Raw genomic sequence first — 16,482 nt, forward strand, 5'->3', positions numbered from 1 at the left:
CAGCACTTTTCTGAACAGATGAATTATAAAATCTCAAAAATACTGTTTGCCGCTCTGTTTCTGCTGCCGATGACCGCCGTAGCGCAAGTGGGACAGCACCGGAACGATTTCGCCATCGGCGTGAACGGCGGCTGCGTGCTCTCCAACGTAGGCTTCAGCCCCAGCGTAACACAGTCTTTACACGGCGGCGTAACAGGCGGACTGAGCATCCGGTACGTATGTGAAAAGTATTTCAATACCATCTGCTCCATCTATGGAGAAGTAAACTATGCCTCCATCGGATGGAAAGAGAAGATCCAGACGGGCACTGACCAGCCTGTCATCAATGCCAACGGGGCCGCCGAATCCTATTCACGCACAGTCGACTACATCCAGATACCGGTCTTCGCCCATCTTGCATGGGGGCGCGAACAGCACGGTTTTAACTTCTTCTTCCAGGCAGGACCGCAGATAGGCATCTACCTGAAAGAGTCAACCTCCAGGAACTTCGAAACGCCCAATCTTGCAACCGACGGCACAGGGCGCAGCAATGTGACGGTCGCACAGGAGACCATGCCGGTAGAGAAGAAGTTCGACTATGGCATCGCCGCCGGACTGGGCATGGAATACAGCAACCGGCACATCGGCCATTTCCTCTTCGAAGGACGCTATTACTATGGACTCGGCAACATCTACGGCAGTTCCAAGAAAGACTATTTCGGGAAATCGAACCATGGCAATATCGTCATCAAGGCAACCTACCTCTTCGACCTAACAAGAACAAAGTAATCATTAACCTAAATTTTTATCATTATGTTTGAGAACCAACCAAAAGCACTGTACGCATTGGCTCTTGCCAACACAGGCGAGCGATTCGGCTACTATACCATGATTGCCGTGTTCGCATTATTCTTGAGAGCAAATTTCGGCTTGGAGCCGGGAACGGCAGGACTTATCTACAGCATCTTCTTAGGCCTTGTTTATTTTCTACCATTGATCGGCGGCATCATGGCAGACAAGTTCGGCTACGGCAAGATGGTCACCATCGGCATTCTGGTCATGTTTGCCGGCTATCTCTTCCTGTCCGTGCCTCTGGGAGGCGGGACCGTGGCATTCATTGCCATGCTGGCGGCCTTGTTCCTCATCAGCTTCGGGACAGGTCTGTTCAAGGGTAACCTGCAGGTAATGGTAGGGAATCTCTACGACACACCGGAGCTGGCAGACAAGCGCGATTCCGCATTCTCCATCTTCTATATGGCGATCAATATCGGTGCGCTCTTCGCACCGACAGCAGCCGTAAGAATCAAGGAATGGGCAGAGAACTCGCTCGGCTATGCGGGCAATGATGCCTATCATTTCTCCTTTGCCGTAGCCTGCATATCACTCATTGTGTCAATGGCCATCTACTATGCTTTCCGGAGCACCTTCAAACACGTAGAAGGCGGCGAACCCAAGAAAGACAAGAGCCAGAAGGTGGCCGTAGAAGAACTGACACCGCAGCAGACCCGGGAGCGGATCGTCGCCCTCTGCCTTGTCTTTGCAGTCGTAATCTTCTTCTGGATGGCATTCCACCAGAACGGACTCACCCTGACGTATTTCGCGGACGAATTTGTCAATCCTACCTCCTCGGGCATCCAGAGCATGGCATTCGACGTCGTCAATCTCGTAATGATCGTCTTCATGGTCTACAGCCTGATGGCATTCTTCCAGGGAAAGACCCCCAAGGCGAAAAGTATCTCGGCTGTCGTATTCCTCTTTGCACTGGGCATCCTGGTCTATAAGTACAACAACATTTCCGGCACAGTCAGTGTCAGCGCACCGATCTTCCAGCAGTTCAACCCCTTCTATGTAGTTGCGCTGACTCCTATCAGCATGGCCATCTTCAGTTCATTGGCAGCCAAGGGCAAAGAGCCGTCTGCTCCCCGCAAGATTGCATACGGAATGATCGTTGCCGGCAGTGCTTACTTCCTCATGGTAATGGCCTCACAAGGTCTGCTCACACCGGTAGGACAGAAAATGGCAAAGGCTGCCGGTGAGACTGTCCCGTATGCCTCCGCCAACTGGCTGATCGGTACTTACCTCATACTGACCTTCGGCGAGCTGCTGCTCAGTCCGATGGGCATCAGCTTCGTCAGCAAGGTCGCTCCTCCGAAATACAAGGGTGCGATGATGGGCGGCTGGTTTGTTGCCACGGCCATCGGCAACCTGCTCGTAAGTGTGGGTGGCTACCTCTGGGGCGGTTTGTCCCTGACGGTTGTCTGGTCTGTATTCATTGTACTCTGCCTCCTCTCCGCAGCTTTCATGTTCCTGATGATGAAGCGGCTGGAAAAGGTGGCATAGCATCCGGTCGACAAAAAGAAAAAGTGCATCCGGAAGATTGTCGGTGGCAATCTTCCGGATGCACTTTTTTTTGCATATCAAGCAAGGGGATCCAAGGGGACACCCGTCCTGCTGCAGGTTCTACGCATACAGAAAGGCATCCCCTCCTGCCTTCGGATACCGGCCGGAACCGCCCTGAAGCGCTTCGCTTGTAGCCGGGGCTACTTTTTCTTCAGGACAATCTGCCGGCTTGTAAATTCATAGGCACGATCGAGGACACCGAGCAGCTGGCTCCATCCGGCAGCAGGGACACACTGCTGTTTATAAACCTTCTGGAATGTGATGATCAGCTTGTCATTGTCTACATCAGCATTTGTGTTGAAAGACATGGCTTCGTTGTCAACATTATTGTTGAGTTTCCGCAGGCTCTCCGCTGATACGGCATAGCCTGACGGAATATCAAGCCTGACGGTAACAGCGAGTGTGCTGGGATAGTCGTAGTTGACATCAGTGTCGCGCTGGCGGTCCCGGCCCTCGATATGCGCCTGCTGCCCGAAAAGCTGCCCCACGGAAACGACAAGGTTACGGCCGGCTTTCTTTACCAGTCCGTCCATCTGATAGTCGGTCGTATAGGCAAACGGCTTGTTGTTCTCTCCGCAGCTGTTCACGGTTGTCGCATTGATCTTCACAGGAGCTTTGTCATGATAGGCTTTGATTTCCTCGGCAAAGTTCTCCGCCACCGCTTTCTTGTCCTGTTCGGCACGCTCTGCCGCCCTTGCCTTCGCCTCGTTCGGCTTCAGGAAAAGCTCGTCGGCAAAGCCCTGGTAGCCGTAGGGCGCACCCCATGCCTTGCTCAGTTCGTCGGCTGTCGTCAATCCTGGGATGACATTCTCCTTCTCACATCCTGTGAGTGTCGTCTTCCGGATGAGGTTCAGCATCGTACCGTCAATGGCAGCTTCGATTTCCTCTTTCTCCACATTGTCGGAAGCCTTGCTCAGAGCGAGCCTGAACCTTGTGAACGGTCCTTTCTGGAATTTCTTGGGCTTGTCGGTGCTGATGGCATCCCGGTTCTGATAGATGGACGGGATGATGTCCGAGCTGATGGCATTCTCGAGCGGGAAGTAGCATTTACCGCTCTTGAGCATGATGAAACGTGTCGCGTTGCCGTAGTTGATGAGCTTGTCCATAGGCTCGTTATAACTGTTGGTAACCAGTGCACGTGAGTAAGGAATCTTCAGTTTGTCGAGGACATAAGGAAACAGGCTTGAGAAATCGAATGATTTTTCGTAAGGTTTATTGAATACCAGGGTCTTCATCACCATGAAGTTATACACGTAATCGGCCTTTTCCTCGTCACTGCCCAGTTTCTTCGCATCTTTTACAGCCTTTTCAAATTTCTTGTTCAGCGTCCACTTCGGTTTGTACTCAGCCCAGGGAGTCCAGGCATCTTCCTGTATGACCTCAGCCGGAGGGTTCGCCTGCAGCCCTTTCTTCTTCGCACTCTTCGGCATATACTCCAGTGTGACGTCCGCCGTCACATAGAGCATGGTGTAAGGTGCCTGCATGATAGGATTATAGGCGTAGTCGGGGAACGTCTTGTCGAGGTTCTTTGCACGGACATCCAGCACGATGTCGCCGTCTTTCTCGCTGGCGGTGAAGTCCGGAGCACCGTTCATTGTTCGGTATTGCGTGCAGAGGTGCTTGTCGATGGCGCAGTGGATCTGGTAGTCGAGGATAGGATATTTGCCGCCGAAGAGGAACAGCACCGGATCGATGTTCTCCTCTTTCAGCTTGTCGTAATCGTAGATGAAGTAGTCGATCATGTCGCCTACCTGCAGGTCGGGTACGGCCAGCTTGGCACGCTTGTCCTTTCCGTTCTTGCCTTCGTCGTCATTCTTGTATTCGTCATTGCTCACTTCCTTGACGGTGCCGTCCGGCTTGATGACCTTCACACCGAGGACACTCTTGTGTATGTCCGTCCACCATCCTGCGTTGTGCGACTTCTCATAGCTCCGAATATCGAAGGTAGAGTATTTCTCCAGAGCAGCTTTGTCGTTGATTTTCACGAGGTAGCGCCGGATATGGACGGCTTTGTTGTTGGCGGTGACTCCGAGTTCCAAGAAATTGAAACTCGTGCCTTTGTCAACAGTCAGCTCCTCGTAGAAAGCCATGACCACGGCCGACTCGTTCTTGTACCGGGCAGGTACGGTGCGATTGTTGAACTGTGGCAGGTCTTTGCCCCACACTTCTTCTTTCACTTTCTGGACGTACTTCAGATAGTCGTCGTTGTCGAAAGCCATTGCCGGCAGTGAAAGAAGCACCAGCAGCAGCATTGCTAATTGTTTTTTCATATTCGTATGTTGTCAGATGTTTTTATTGTTGTAGCAGAAGCGGAAACCAGTCTGGAGCTGAAAAGTCAAGCCCCGTTGCCTCCTTCACCGCTTGAGCACCACCTGTTCGTTGCAGGCGTCTTTCCATTTGCTTACAGCCTCGTTCCATTTCGGGATATTGGCAAGCGGTATGCGGCGGTGATTGATCTGCATTTTCTGATGGAAGACAATGGTGTTCCCCTTCCTTGAGAACCTGCAGGTAAGCACACCTTCCGGGGTCGAAAAAGTCTTGGAAGGTGGCAGATAGTCGACCTTGTAACCTGCAGGGACGGTGAGCACCGCCTGCCTTACGATGTTACACCGCACAGGCAGATAATAGTCGTTGACACGCCGGGCGGTGTCGATGCGGCTGTCGAAGAGGTTGTTGTGCGGATTCAGCTCGATGTAGACTTCTCCGTCCATCAACTGCACGGCTGCCTTGTTGGTGATGCTGCCCGTAAAGCGTGCCCATTCGTGGCGGGCGTCCTTGTCGGCCCACTTCACGTCTGTCACGGTCATGCTGTGGGCATCGGAGTTCAGATTGCTGCCCAGGATGTCGTCACGGTTCTTGTTGCCGGCATCGTCTATCGTGCTCATGAACCACTCCTTCATGTCGCCGCGGAGATTGTAGGTTGCCTTTCCGACAAGCGCATCTCCCTGCAGGCTGTACTGATAGACAAGACTGTCGATGGATGCGTCAGCTCTCTGTATCGGTACGATCTGCATCAGCGGTCTGTCCCCATTCTCGATCATCGCTTCCGAACCCTGTATGTACTGTGGCGTATAGGTGTACGGGATGTGGTTGCAAGTAGCGTCCATATACCGTGTCTTCCCCTTGTAAAAGAGTGTGCAGATGACGTGATTGGCACTGGCGAGTGTCGGCACGTCGCTCATTCTGTAAGGAATCTCATCCGTACCGATGTCCGTCAGCCGGGCATCAAACCCCTGTGCCTTGAGGAGCGTCTTCAGCAGCAGAGCCATGCCTTTGCAGTCTCCATACCGTTTGCGGAGCACCTCCTTAGGGGTGTCCGGGCGGTGTCCGGACTGTCCGGCTTCAAAAGCCACATAGCGGATATGGTCCTGAACCCACCGATAAGTATTGCTGATACGGTCCTCTTCCGTCCTGCTGTCCCGGTTGATTTCCTGCAGCAGTTCCTTCAGACCGGGTATCTCACAGTCTACATCTGCCATTTCCTTCGACCAGCTGTAAAGCCCGTTCACATCCTTGAATGGACCTATGATCAGCAGATAAGGATAGACGCTCGACATCGGCGGCATCCTCTTCTCCTGCCTCATCCGGTCGGCATCCGTCATGGTGTATTGGTAAATGTCGGCATCCGCAGTCGTCCTGTGGTCTGTCCGGATGTTGAATCCCTGGAAGTTCATCTCCTTGATGCGGTATCCTGCCAGCTGTCTGGGTATGGTGACCGTCACGGTCTTGCTGCGGATGAAGTAGTCCTCCAGCAGGTACAGCCTCGTGAAGTATTTGATGTCCTTGAAAGTCCGGTCGTAAGAGACGGTACAGGTCTTCCCTTTCTTGTCGATATAGCCCTGTACGACACAGGCCTTCGTGTCGTCATAGAAAACGTTTTCAGGCGTGACGTTCCGATAGGTCTTCTGTCCTCTTCCCGACACGTCGTCCAAAGCGATGAACTCGCCGTACAGTATGTCGGTCTCCGGACGTACCGTGCCGGTCGAATTCGACTGATAGGTAATTTCCTTTGAGTTCTTCACAATGGGTTTTCCATGTTCAAGCGTCAAGGTGTACTGTTCGTTGCATTGTGAGACGAGAATTTGGTCGTCCCACTGTTGTGCGTGCGATGCCGATGGTACCAGCATCAGCATTGCAGCTCCTGCTGACAGGAATAGCTGTTTTGGGTAGCAGTTCATTTTCTGTTATGTATTTGTTGTTTCAATTGTATGCGTTGGCTTGAATCCCTGGGACAGGCGATTGCCGGAGTCCTTACATACGGCCGGGTCGGTGTCCGGTCCTATGGGAATGTTGTTCCCAGGCGTTGGGAATGCTGTTCCCAGATGTCGGGAATCCTGTTCCCAAGTGCCGGGAACGCAGTTCACGATACTCCCTATGACGGGAGCTTTGTAGCTGTCCGGCGTATAGATGGTCAGCCGTCGGCCGCCAGCTTCTCCGCCAGATACTTCCCTGTCAGGCTGTCCTTGCATCGGGCAACCTCCTCGGGCGTACCTGCTGCGACGAGCTGTCCGCCCTTGTCGCCGCCGTCGGGCCCGAGGTCTATGACGTGGTCGGCACATTTGATGACATCGAGGTTGTGCTCGATGACAAGTATGCTGTGCCCACGGTCGATGAGGGCATCGAAGGCATGCAGCAGCCGCTGGATGTCGTGGAAGTGCAGGCCTGTCGTCGGTTCGTCGAAGATGAAGAGCGTCGGTTCCTGCTGCTCCTGTCCGATGAAGCAGGCGAGTTTGACACGCTGGTTTTCGCCGCCGGAGAGTGTCGACGAGCTTTGTCCGAGCTTGATATAGCCCAGGCCGACATCCTCCAGGGGCTTCAGTCTGCTGACGATCGCCCTGCGCTTATGCTTGCTGAAGAACTGGATAGCCTCGGAAACGGTCATGTTCAGAACGTCGTTGATGTTCTTTCCCTGGAACTGTACGTCGAGGATTTCACGTTTGAAACGCTGTCCGTGACATTCTTCACATTCCAGCACGAGATCGGCCATGAACTGCATTTCCACCGTGATGACTCCCGCCCCCTTGCATTCTTCGCATCGGCCGCCCTCGGTGTTGAACGAGAAATACTGCGGTGTGTAGCCCATCTGTTTGGATAGCTGCTGTTCGGCGAAGAGCTTTCTGATTTCATCGTATGCCTTCACATAGGTAGCCGGGTTGGAACGTGTGCTCTTGCCGATGGGATTCTGGTCTACAAACTCTACGTGTCTGATCTGTTTCCAGTCGCCGCCCAGTGATGAATATTCGCCCGGCGTATCGGCTATCTCGTCCAGGTGACGTTTGAGGGCAGGATAGAGGATTCCCTTTACAAGGGATGACTTTCCGCTGCCGCTGACTCCTGTCACGACGGTGAGTACATTCAGCGGAAACTTTACGTCCACTCCTTTCAGGTTGTTCATGCGTGCCCCTTTCAGTTCTATCGCCATGTTCCATGGACGTCGGCCGGCAGGAATTCTGATGACTTCTGCACCGGTGAGATACTTGATGGTATAAGAGCGTGGATATTGCTCCAGCAGCTTTCGCGATGCCTTGTCGGCAGCATCTTCAACGTTGTTCTTTATCTGCTGGATGTCCGACACTTTTCCCTCGAAGACGATTTCGCCGCCCAGGCGGCCTGCATCCGGCCCGACATCAACCAGGTAGTCGGCGGCACGCATGATTTCCTCATCATGCTCTACTACAATCACCGTGTTGCCCAGTGCCTGGAGTTCTTTCAGTACATGGATGAGGCGGGCTGTGTCGCAGCTGTGCAGTCCGATAGAGGGTTCGTCGAGGATGTAGAGTGATCCGACGAGTGACGAGCCGAGGGAGGTGGTGAGGTTGATGCGCTGGCTCTCGCCGCCGCTCAGCGAGTTCGACTGCCGGTTGAGCGTCAGATAGCCCAGACCGACGTCCAGCAGGAACTGCAGCCGGCTTTTTATCTCGGCCAGCAGTCTCCTGCTGACTTCCTGCTCGTGGGCTGTCAGTTCCAGCCTGTCGAACCATTCCTTCAACCTGACAATGGGCATATCGACAAGGTCTGTGATGGCCTTTCCACCGATCTTCACCCACGTAGCCTCTTTCTTCAGCTTCGTACCGTGGCAGTCCGGACAGACCGTCTTGCCCCGATAGCGGCTCAGCATGACGCGGTACTGTATCTTGTACTGGTTCTCTTTCACCATCTGGAAGAAGGAGTCGATGCAGACACGGTCGTGGATGTCTGCCTTCCTCTCGCCGGGCAGTCCTTTCCAAAGGCTCTCCTTCTCGGCCTTCGTCAGTTCATAGTAGGGCTTGAAGATGGGGAAGTCGTCTTTTGCCGCCCGCCGGCAGAACTCCTCTTTCCACGTGGCCATCTTGTCGCCGTGCCAGCATTGCACGCAGCCGTCATAGACGGAGAGGGAGGAGTCGGGGATGACCAGCTTCTCGTCGATGCCGATGATGCGTCCGAACCCTTCGCACGCGGGACAGGCCCCGAGAGGGGAATTGAAAGAGAACATATTGTCGTTCGGTTCTTCAAAACGGATGCCGTCGGCCTCAAACCGGGTAGAGAAGTCGTAGGTGATCCTGGCGGGGAGAATCATCAGCTGCATATTGCCGTCGCCCTCATAGAAGGCGGTTTCGCAGGAGTCGGTGAGCCGGCTGACAGCGTCTTTGGAGCAGTCGACTGACATACGGTCGATGACCAGATAGATTTCCTTTTCCAGTCCTTCCCTCTCTTTCTCCTTGGTTTCCACATCAGGATGCGTACGCAGCCAGTCGTCTATGCGCATGAAGTCGTCATCGGCATAGATGCGGGCATAGCCTTCCTGGAGTTCCATTTCAAGCTGCTGGCGTGTGCTCCGGCCATCCACGACATGGAGCGGGGCGAGGATGCAGAACTTTGTCCCTTCCGAGTAGGACTTCACCTTCTCTATCACATCCTCCACAGAATGATGTTTCACCTCCACGCCCGACACGGGGCTGAAGGTGCGGCCTATGCGGGCATAGAGCAGGCGCAGATATTCGTAGATCTCGGTGGAAGTACCCACCGTCGAGCGGGGATTGCGCGAGATGACTTTCTGCTCGATGGCGATGGCAGGGGGAAGGCCTTTGATAAAGTCTACCTCCGGCTTCGACATTCTGCCCAGGAACTGGCGGGCGTAGGCCGAAAGGCTCTCCACGTACCGGCGCTGCCCTTCGGCGTAAAGCGTGTCGAAGGCCAGCGAGGACTTACCCGACCCGGACACTCCGGTAATGGCCACGAACTGCTCCTGCGGAATCTTCACGTCGATGTTCCTCAGGTTGTTGACCCGGGCGCCTTTCACCTCAATATACTTCACAGTTGTATCTTTTTTCATTCCTTTCAACTTTCTTCTGTACAGTCCCCATCAACTTTTAAAAGAGTTTTAAAGGAGTCATGGGGATATGCAAAATTACAAAAAACTTTTGGTTCTTTCTGATATTTGATTTATATTTGCAGCCACTATTTTATTTTTAAGAACAGAATTATGAGAGTTAAGAAACTATTGGTGATGGCTTTGATGGCGTGTCCCTTAATGGGGATGGCACAAAGCACATACGAGCAGATCGGCGACCCTGCCGGGACAACACAGGTGGAGAACAAGAAGGTGAGTGAGGCTTTCCAGCAGTGGCTGAGCCAGTACGAGGAGTGCGGCCGCAAGATCAATGAGGTGTCCGAACAGTACCAGCGGGAAGTCGAGAAGCGCGGCTATCCGAAGAAAAAGACCGTACAGGCGAAGATGGCACTGGTAAACCAGTACATCAGTCTGCTGAAGCAGGAGCGTGACTCACCCGATCTGAACCAGGACCTGGACGTAGAGAAAGTGAACAGCAAGATAAACATGTGGCAGAGCCAGCTCGAAGGTCTGGCAGCCTTGCTGAAGAAGATTTAGCAGAGACTTTCCACGCAATTTCACGGGCGGGGCATGCAAAAAGTCCAGCCGGCAGAGACTGACAAGGTCGTCAGTATCTGCCGGCTGGATTTCTTTCACACACGTTCTGCGGGACGGGACGGCTCTATTGCTCCATGCCTTCAGTGGTCAGCAGGACTTTCTTCTTTCCTCTCCTCGCTTCAAAATAAGGCGGCTCGTCCCTCAGGGAGATGCTGTCGTAACTGAAAGGGGCGACGACCGTATCTCTTCCGTCGGGAAGGATCAGACCGAGCTTCCCGCCCAGCTGTGCAATGACCGGCATCGTACGCAGGTCGTCGACATAGACATAACAGGTGCGCAGGAACTCGTACTTGGGTTCGACGAGCGTACGCCCTCTGTGGTCGAGGATTCCGAACTTTCCCCTGCGTTCAATCACTTCATGATACTGGATGTATATCTCACGGATGAGATTCAGGTATCTGACCATCTTCCGCTTGTCGTTTACCAGCGTGACAAGATAAGCGAAGGTGTCGGAGTAGTTGGCCATTGCACGGGCCAGGACAATCTTCATGTCCAGTCCCTTGATGGCTTTCCGGTTGAGGTCGATGTACCGGGCTATGGCGGTTTCCTTCTCGCGCAGCGGAAGGTCTTTCAGATGCTCTTCAAAGCGCAGCATCTGCTGTTTGCTGCCGTGCATGGCCTTGATATATCGATGTATCTGCCGTCCCATCTCTATACATACGAAATGACGGATCTGCTGCTCTTCTATGGGGTCAGCATACTCCTGGTTGAAGTTGTCTTGCGTAATCATGGGCTTTGTCTTTTATTGTTTTCGCCAAAGTTACGGACTTTTCACTGTTCTGCCAAGAAAAAATAAGACTTTTTAGCAGGTGGGAGGAGGATAAAGTGCCCGCTCAAGAGAGCAGCGGCTGACAGGCGACTGACGGTCGGTCAGCAGGGACACCCGCTCCCGTCTGCCTGCAATACGGCAGGTTTCCCGGACCGACGGTTCCGGTACCATGCCTGACGGGATGTCCGGGACGTCATCATGCGCCGGACACCGGCGGACGGAATTGAGGATAAAGAAGAGCGAGAAAGGGGGATGGGGCTGGAAGCGGCAGACGGAGAACCCGGCAGGGGGGATCTACCGCAGTTCTTCCTTGTAATAGAGTATCGCCTTGATGACAATCTGTTCTGCTTCTTCGATGGTGCAGTGCAGTCTGCCGCCGGACGCGTCAGCATGGCCGCCGCCGTTGAAGAATCTTGCCGCCATGGGCTGGCAGTGGAAACCGTTGCTGGAACGTAGGCTGACCAGTACGAGGCTGGGCTTCTCCGTGTCCTCACGTAAAGAGATGCTCAGCTTGAGACCTTTGATCTGCTGCGGGACGTTCACAAGCCCCTCCATATCGCCCTTGATGAAATGGAACTTCGTCATCTCTTCTTTCGTCACCGTGTAATAGGAGGCGTGCAGCTCCTCTATGACCTTCATCTTGTTGAGGATGATGTGGGCACGCAGGCGCAGCGCATTGGAAGAATAATTATGGAATACCCGGTTGTAGATTTCATCCTTGTCGATTCCCTTTGCCAGCAGCTGGCCGATGATGTAGAATATCTCGGGACGGGAGGAATTGTAAGTGAAACCGCCCGTATCCGTCATCATGCCGCAGTAGATGCAGGCCGCACACTGTCTTGTCATTTCACCGTATCCTCCCAGCTGGCTGATCAGCCGGAAGACGATTTCGCTCGTACTCGACATTTCCGGGTGAGAGACGGTCAGGGCATTGTCCGTGTCAGGCTCCAGATGATGGTCGACGAGCAGGCGCAGGGCGTTACTGTGCTCGAGCACCTCCTGCATGGCATCCACACGCGAGTTCTGGTTGAAGTCGAGACAGCAGACGAGGTCGGCTTCCCGGAAGGCCTTTTCCACCTCCTTGGGACGCCTGTCGTAACGGATGACACAATTATGTCCCGGGAGCCAGTGCAGGAAATCGGGCGTGGCATCGGGCATGCAGACCTTGATGTCGGTCTTGCCGATCTGCTGCAGATAGTGCATCCATGCCAATGAAGAGCCGATGGCATCACCGTCCGGCGACTTGTGGGCGCAGATTACAATGTGTGTGGCATGGGAAAGAAGGTTGCGAAGGGTCGCAGTCTCTTCCGTGGACAGTAAGTTCAAATCCATTCGTTGTAAGCGGTATAAGGCGTTTATGAGGGCAATAAAGAAGGATGTGGCGCCTCCCCGGCAATGGAAGGGGAACCCGGCAGCCCCTGTCCCCCACGCCGGCCTTGCCTCTGAACAGGCACAGGACAGGCATCGGGAACAGGGGATGGACATCAGAACAGCTTGGTCGGATAGACACCTCCGTCGACCAGCGCCTGGATTTTGTCGACCACACTCTGCCGGTCGGCAGCATAAGTGACGCCGAACCACTTGCTGGTGGTATCGAGGACTTTCACGGTGGCTGTACCGTCGTTGATCAGTTTGTTCACCATCAGCGGAATGAAATACTCCGACTTCTTGTTCTCCATGTTCTTCGGATCAGAGAGAAACTCCCTGAAATAGGCCTCACTGTATTCAAAATAGTCAGGCGTGAAACCCCATACATTCATGGAAACCGGCGTGTTCTCACCGACTGCAATCCAGTCGCCCTTCTCATCTTTGTACTTGATTTCACCCTCTCGGCGTTCGATCTCCGTTCGTTCCACAACGGTCGTCAGATTGCCTTCCGCATTGGTCGAGCAGATGCCGCGGGCCACCGTACCGTTCTCGCTCAGCGTATTGCCGACACGGAAGCCCACCATGGCATAGCGGTTTCTGGCTCCCTCCGGAAGGTCTGCAAGGAATTTCCCGATGACCTTGAAGCAGTCGCGGTTGTAGAAATCGTCGCAGTTGATGACGCAGAAAGGCTCCTTGACGACATCCTTCGCCATCAGTACGGCATGGTTCGTGCCCCATGGCTTCTCGCGCCCTTCCGGTACGGAAAATCCCTCCGGCAGTGCATCAATGCTCTGGAAGACAAGCTCGGCAGGGATATGTCCTTCGTATTTCGACAGTACCTGACGGCGGAACTGCTCTTCAAAATCCTTGCGGATGACGAAGACTATCTTTCCGAATCCGGCCTGAATGGCATCATAAATGGAGTAGTCCATGATGGTCTCACCGTTGGGTCCCAGTTCGTCGAGCTGCTTCAGCCCGCCGTAGCGGCTTCCCATTCCTGCCGCAAGAAGCAATAATGTAGGTTTCATTTTCTTTCTGAATAGATGGTTTATATAATTGTTCGAATTGCAAAGGTAGCAAAAAAAATGGGAAACTCCGCCATCTTGCAATGCCAAAAATGTCACAGCCCCAAGTGCGGGGGCACGCCGCACGGCATGCGACCGTTTCCTGCCGGTGCCGCTCCGGACTTGCGGGGGCTCGCCCTCCATGCGTGGGGACGCGGAATCCGACATGCCGGGCAACGACGGAGAGACGGCTGGGGGGAGGGACGATCCGCAATGTTCCTGGGCGCAGCTCCGGATGAGCCAGGGGAAGGGGGAAAAAGCGGAAACGAAAAGTTGTTTCCTGCCGTTCCACTTTCATATCCAGGTTTTTCGCATTATCTTTGCATACAGTTAGAGAAATCATCTACACGTAGAGAAAATATTATCTACATGTAAATAGTCAAACCTCTACATGTTGATAAAACATTATCTACATGTAAATAATACTACGACACCGCACGATTTAAAACGTGCAGGGCGCAGGTTGTGAACAGAAAACTCCAGAATACTGAAAGAAATGACCGTCGACTACAAACTTTTAAAAACACATGGCAGACTGCCGAAGAACAGAGAATACAGGGCCGTCACCATAGAGAACCGGACCGTGGGGCTGGAACAGCTCGGGGAAGAGATACAACGGGCAACGACGCTGACCCGCACGGACATCCTCGGAGCAGTCAGTGCCTTGAAAGACGAAATCGTGCTCCAGCTCATGTCGGGCAACGCCGTGCATCTGCCCGGACTCGGATACTTCTCGATCGCCGTGAAGGGAGACCTCTACGAGGATCCCCGCTCCCACCATCTCCGCCTGCAAAACCCCAAGGTGCGCACCGTGAAGTTCCGCCCAGATACAGAAATGAAAGAGAGGCTGCGTCCTACGGTATTCAAGAACGCCACCTATACCCGGGGCACGAGCTCGGTTCCTGAGCCGGAGGAAGTCGACAAGGCGCTCCGCGAGCTGTTCGCGGAAAAACCATTCGTCACCGTCGCCGACCTGCGCCGCCACCTCAACCTCTCCCCTGCCAATTCCTACCGCATCGCTGAACGGCTGGAGAAGGAGGGGCGGATCCGCAACGGCGGCTCCTGGCGCAACAAGGTGTACATAAAAGGCGACGGCGGAAAATGACAAAAGGCGGCCCGCCCACATTGTGGACGGCCGCCTTCTGACCTATAATTGTAACAAGACTTAATCTTTGTTCTGACGCTTGCGCTCCAGATGGTCGAGTATAATCTTGCGCATACGGATGTTCTTCGGGGTCACTTCGACATACTCGTCGCCCTTGATATACTCCAGACACTCCTCCAGACTCATTTCCGTCTTGGGGATAACCCGCGCCTTCTCGTCTGATCCGGAAGCACGGACATTGGTCAGCTGCTTGGCCTTGGTGACGTTGATGACGAGGTCATTGTCGTGGACGTGTTCGCCGACGACCTGTCCGCCATAGACCTCTTCACCTGCATCGATGAAGAACTTGCCCCGGTCCTGCAGCTTGTCGATGGCGTAGGCATAGGCCGTACCGTTTTCAAGGGCAATCATCGAACCGTTGGTGCGGCGGACTATCTCGCCCTTGAACGGCTGGTAGTTCTTGAAGCGGTGTGCCATGATCGCCTCGCCCTGACTGGCCGTCAGCACGTTGGTACGCAGGCCGATGATGCCGCGTGACGGAATCTCGAAGGTGATGTTCACACGGTCGCCTTCGGCATCCATGCCGAGCAGGTCGCCCTTGCGGCGTGTCACCATGTCGATCATCTTGCTTGAGAAGTCCGTCGGCACATTGATGGTCAGTTCCTCGACAGGCTCGCATTTCTGTCCGTCGATTTCCTTGTAGATGACCTGCGGCTGCCCTACCTGCAGCTCGTAGCCCTCACGGCGCATGGTCTCGACGAGGACGGAGAGGTGGAGCACACCGCGCCCGCTGACAATCCACTTGTCCATGGAGCCTTCTACAGGGCGGACACGCAGGGCAAGATTCTTCTCCAATTCCTTGTTCAGACGGTCGCTGATATGGCGCGATGTGCAGAACTTTCCCTCCTTGCCGAAGAAAGGAGAGTCGTTGATGGTGAAGAGCATGCTCATGGTAGGCTCATCCACCGCAATCGGCGGCAACGGCTCCGGATTGTCGAAGTCGGCTATGGTATCACCGATTTCAAACTTCTCCAGACCGATTACGGCGCAGATGTCACCGGAATCCACATGGTCTGTCTTCTTGTGCCCCATTCCCTCGAAAGTGTGGAGTTCCTTGATCTTCGTGCGTTCCTGCGTACCGTCACGATGGCAGATCGTGATGTTCTGTCCGTCTTTCAAAGTCCCCCGGTGTACACGGCCTACGGCGATGCGTCCTGTATAGCTTGAATAATCCAGAGAGGTGATCAGCATCTGCGGCGTTCCCTCCAGCTGCTTCGGTGCAGGGATGGCCTCAAGGATAAGGTCGAGCAGGTATTCGATGTTGTCCGTCGGCTTCTTCCAGTCTGCCCCCATCCAGCCGTTCTTGGCCGAACCGTAGACAACAGGGAAGTCCAGCTGTTCTTCCGTGGCATTGAGGTCGCACATCAGGTCGAACACCATCTCATAGACTTCTTCCGGCCGGCAGTTGGGCTTGTCAACCTTGTTGATGACAACCACCGGTTTCAGTCCGAGCTGCAAAGCCTTCTGCAGCACGAAGCGCGTCTGCGGCATCGGCCCTTCAAAAGCGTCTACCAGCAGCAGGCAGCCGTCTGCCATGTTCAGCACACGCTCTACTTCACCGCCGAAGTCGGAGTGTCCCGGCGTATCGAGAATATTGATTTTGACTCCTTTCCAGTTGATACTTACGTTCTTGCTCAGAATTGTTATCCCTCGTTCGCGCTCCAGATCGTTAGAGTCGAGAACTTCACCGCTGTTGTCCTGTCCGTCACGGAAGAGTTTACCAGCGAGCATCATCTTGTCAACCAAAGTCGTTTTGCCGTGGTCAACGTGCGCAATAACTGCGATGTTACGAATATCTTGCATTGATTTA

Annotated in this window: 11 protein-coding genes; 4 read left to right on the forward strand and 7 right to left on the reverse strand. The window is 54.0% G+C overall.

What is annotated here, in order from left to right:
• The first annotated feature begins 18 nt into the window (after positions 1–18).
• Positions 19–768 (forward strand): porin family protein, encoded by a 750-nt coding sequence (locus HMPREF9141_RS10440; protein WP_007368707.1) that lies wholly within the window; start codon positions 19–21, stop codon positions 766–768.
• A 24-nt stretch (positions 769–792) separates the two neighbouring features.
• The gene (locus HMPREF9141_RS10445; RefSeq protein ID WP_007368708.1) at positions 793–2,319 is read left to right on the forward strand and encodes a peptide MFS transporter; all 1,527 of its coding nucleotides are present in this window, start codon (positions 793–795) and stop codon (positions 2,317–2,319) included.
• A gap of 200 nt (positions 2,320–2,519) precedes the next feature.
• Here the strand turns inward: HMPREF9141_RS10445 and HMPREF9141_RS10450 are convergent, their stop codons facing one another.
• The 3 genes from HMPREF9141_RS10450 to uvrA all read right to left on the reverse strand — a co-directional run bounded on the left by HMPREF9141_RS10450 (position 2,520) and on the right by uvrA (position 9,691).
• Complete coding sequence (locus HMPREF9141_RS10450) at positions 2,520–4,649, reverse strand: DUF3857 domain-containing protein (RefSeq protein ID WP_007368709.1); 2,130 nt, start codon at positions 4,647–4,649, stop codon at positions 2,520–2,522.
• 84 nt (positions 4,650–4,733) lie between these two features.
• Entirely contained in the window at positions 4,734–6,557 is a 1,824-nt protein-coding gene (locus HMPREF9141_RS10455; RefSeq protein WP_007368710.1) for a DUF3858 domain-containing protein, read from the reverse strand.
• Between the two features lie 233 nt (positions 6,558–6,790).
• Positions 6,791–9,691: an excinuclease ABC subunit UvrA gene (uvrA, locus tag HMPREF9141_RS10460; RefSeq protein ID WP_007368711.1), complete on the reverse strand. Its 2,901-nt coding sequence runs from the start codon at positions 9,689–9,691 to the stop codon at positions 6,791–6,793.
• Between the two features lie 150 nt (positions 9,692–9,841).
• Here uvrA and HMPREF9141_RS10465 point away from each other — a divergent pair, with 150 nt between their 5' ends.
• The gene (locus HMPREF9141_RS10465; protein ID WP_007368712.1) at positions 9,842–10,246 is read left to right on the forward strand and encodes a hypothetical protein; all 405 of its coding nucleotides are present in this window, start codon (positions 9,842–9,844) and stop codon (positions 10,244–10,246) included.
• Between the two features lie 124 nt (positions 10,247–10,370).
• On the opposite strand, the gene HMPREF9141_RS10470 is transcribed toward HMPREF9141_RS10465, so the two are convergent.
• From HMPREF9141_RS10470 to HMPREF9141_RS10480, 3 genes are all read right to left on the reverse strand, one after another.
• Positions 10,371–11,036 (reverse strand): hypothetical protein, encoded by a 666-nt coding sequence (locus HMPREF9141_RS10470; RefSeq protein ID WP_007368713.1) that lies wholly within the window; start codon positions 11,034–11,036, stop codon positions 10,371–10,373.
• A 333-nt stretch (positions 11,037–11,369) separates the two neighbouring features.
• On the reverse strand, positions 11,370–12,407 hold the full coding sequence (locus HMPREF9141_RS10475) for a DHH family phosphoesterase (protein ID WP_007368716.1): 1,038 nt from the start codon (positions 12,405–12,407) through the stop codon (positions 11,370–11,372).
• 152 nt (positions 12,408–12,559) lie between these two features.
• Complete coding sequence (locus HMPREF9141_RS10480) at positions 12,560–13,471, reverse strand: glycosyltransferase family protein (RefSeq protein ID WP_040554826.1); 912 nt, start codon at positions 13,469–13,471, stop codon at positions 12,560–12,562.
• 532 nt (positions 13,472–14,003) lie between these two features.
• Between HMPREF9141_RS10480 and HMPREF9141_RS10490 the strand changes: the two genes are divergently transcribed.
• Complete coding sequence (locus HMPREF9141_RS10490) at positions 14,004–14,612, forward strand: HU family DNA-binding protein (RefSeq protein ID WP_007368719.1); 609 nt, start codon at positions 14,004–14,006, stop codon at positions 14,610–14,612.
• Positions 14,613–14,672: 60 nt separating this feature from the next.
• Here the strand turns inward: HMPREF9141_RS10490 and typA are convergent, their stop codons facing one another.
• Positions 14,673–16,475, reverse strand: a complete 1,803-nt coding sequence (gene typA, locus HMPREF9141_RS10495) for a translational GTPase TypA (protein WP_007368720.1) — start codon at positions 16,473–16,475, stop codon at positions 14,673–14,675.
• Positions 16,476–16,482: the final 7 nt, after the last annotated feature.

The organism is Prevotella multiformis DSM 16608 (genome assembly GCF_000191065.1).
Taxonomy (GTDB): Bacteria; Bacteroidota; Bacteroidia; order Bacteroidales; family Bacteroidaceae; genus Prevotella; species Prevotella multiformis.

What these genes read in the sequence shown, in the direction of transcription:
- HMPREF9141_RS10440 (WP_007368707.1), top strand. Translation starts at nt 19, where the DNA reads ATGAATTATAAAATCTCAAAAATACTGTTTGCCGCTCTGTTTCTGCTG.
- HMPREF9141_RS10445 (WP_007368708.1), top strand. Translation starts at nt 793, where the DNA reads ATGTTTGAGAACCAACCAAAAGCACTGTACGCATTGGCTCTTGCCAAC.
- HMPREF9141_RS10450 (WP_007368709.1), bottom strand. Translation starts at nt 4,649, where the DNA reads ATGAAAAAACAATTAGCAATGCTGCTGCTGGTGCTTCTTTCACTGCCG.
- HMPREF9141_RS10455 (WP_007368710.1), bottom strand. Translation starts at nt 6,557, where the DNA reads ATGAACTGCTACCCAAAACAGCTATTCCTGTCAGCAGGAGCTGCAATG.
- uvrA (WP_007368711.1), bottom strand. Translation starts at nt 9,691, where the DNA reads ATGAAAAAAGATACAACTGTGAAGTATATTGAGGTGAAAGGCGCCCGG.
- HMPREF9141_RS10465 (WP_007368712.1), top strand. Translation starts at nt 9,842, where the DNA reads ATGAGAGTTAAGAAACTATTGGTGATGGCTTTGATGGCGTGTCCCTTA.
- HMPREF9141_RS10470 (WP_007368713.1), bottom strand. Translation starts at nt 11,036, where the DNA reads ATGATTACGCAAGACAACTTCAACCAGGAGTATGCTGACCCCATAGAA.
- HMPREF9141_RS10475 (WP_007368716.1), bottom strand. Translation starts at nt 12,407, where the DNA reads ATGGATTTGAACTTACTGTCCACGGAAGAGACTGCGACCCTTCGCAAC.
- HMPREF9141_RS10480 (WP_040554826.1), bottom strand. Translation starts at nt 13,471, where the DNA reads ATGAAACCTACATTATTGCTTCTTGCGGCAGGAATGGGAAGCCGCTAC.
- HMPREF9141_RS10490 (WP_007368719.1), top strand. Translation starts at nt 14,004, where the DNA reads ATGACCGTCGACTACAAACTTTTAAAAACACATGGCAGACTGCCGAAG.
- typA (WP_007368720.1), bottom strand. Translation starts at nt 16,475, where the DNA reads ATGCAAGATATTCGTAACATCGCAGTTATTGCGCACGTTGACCACGGC.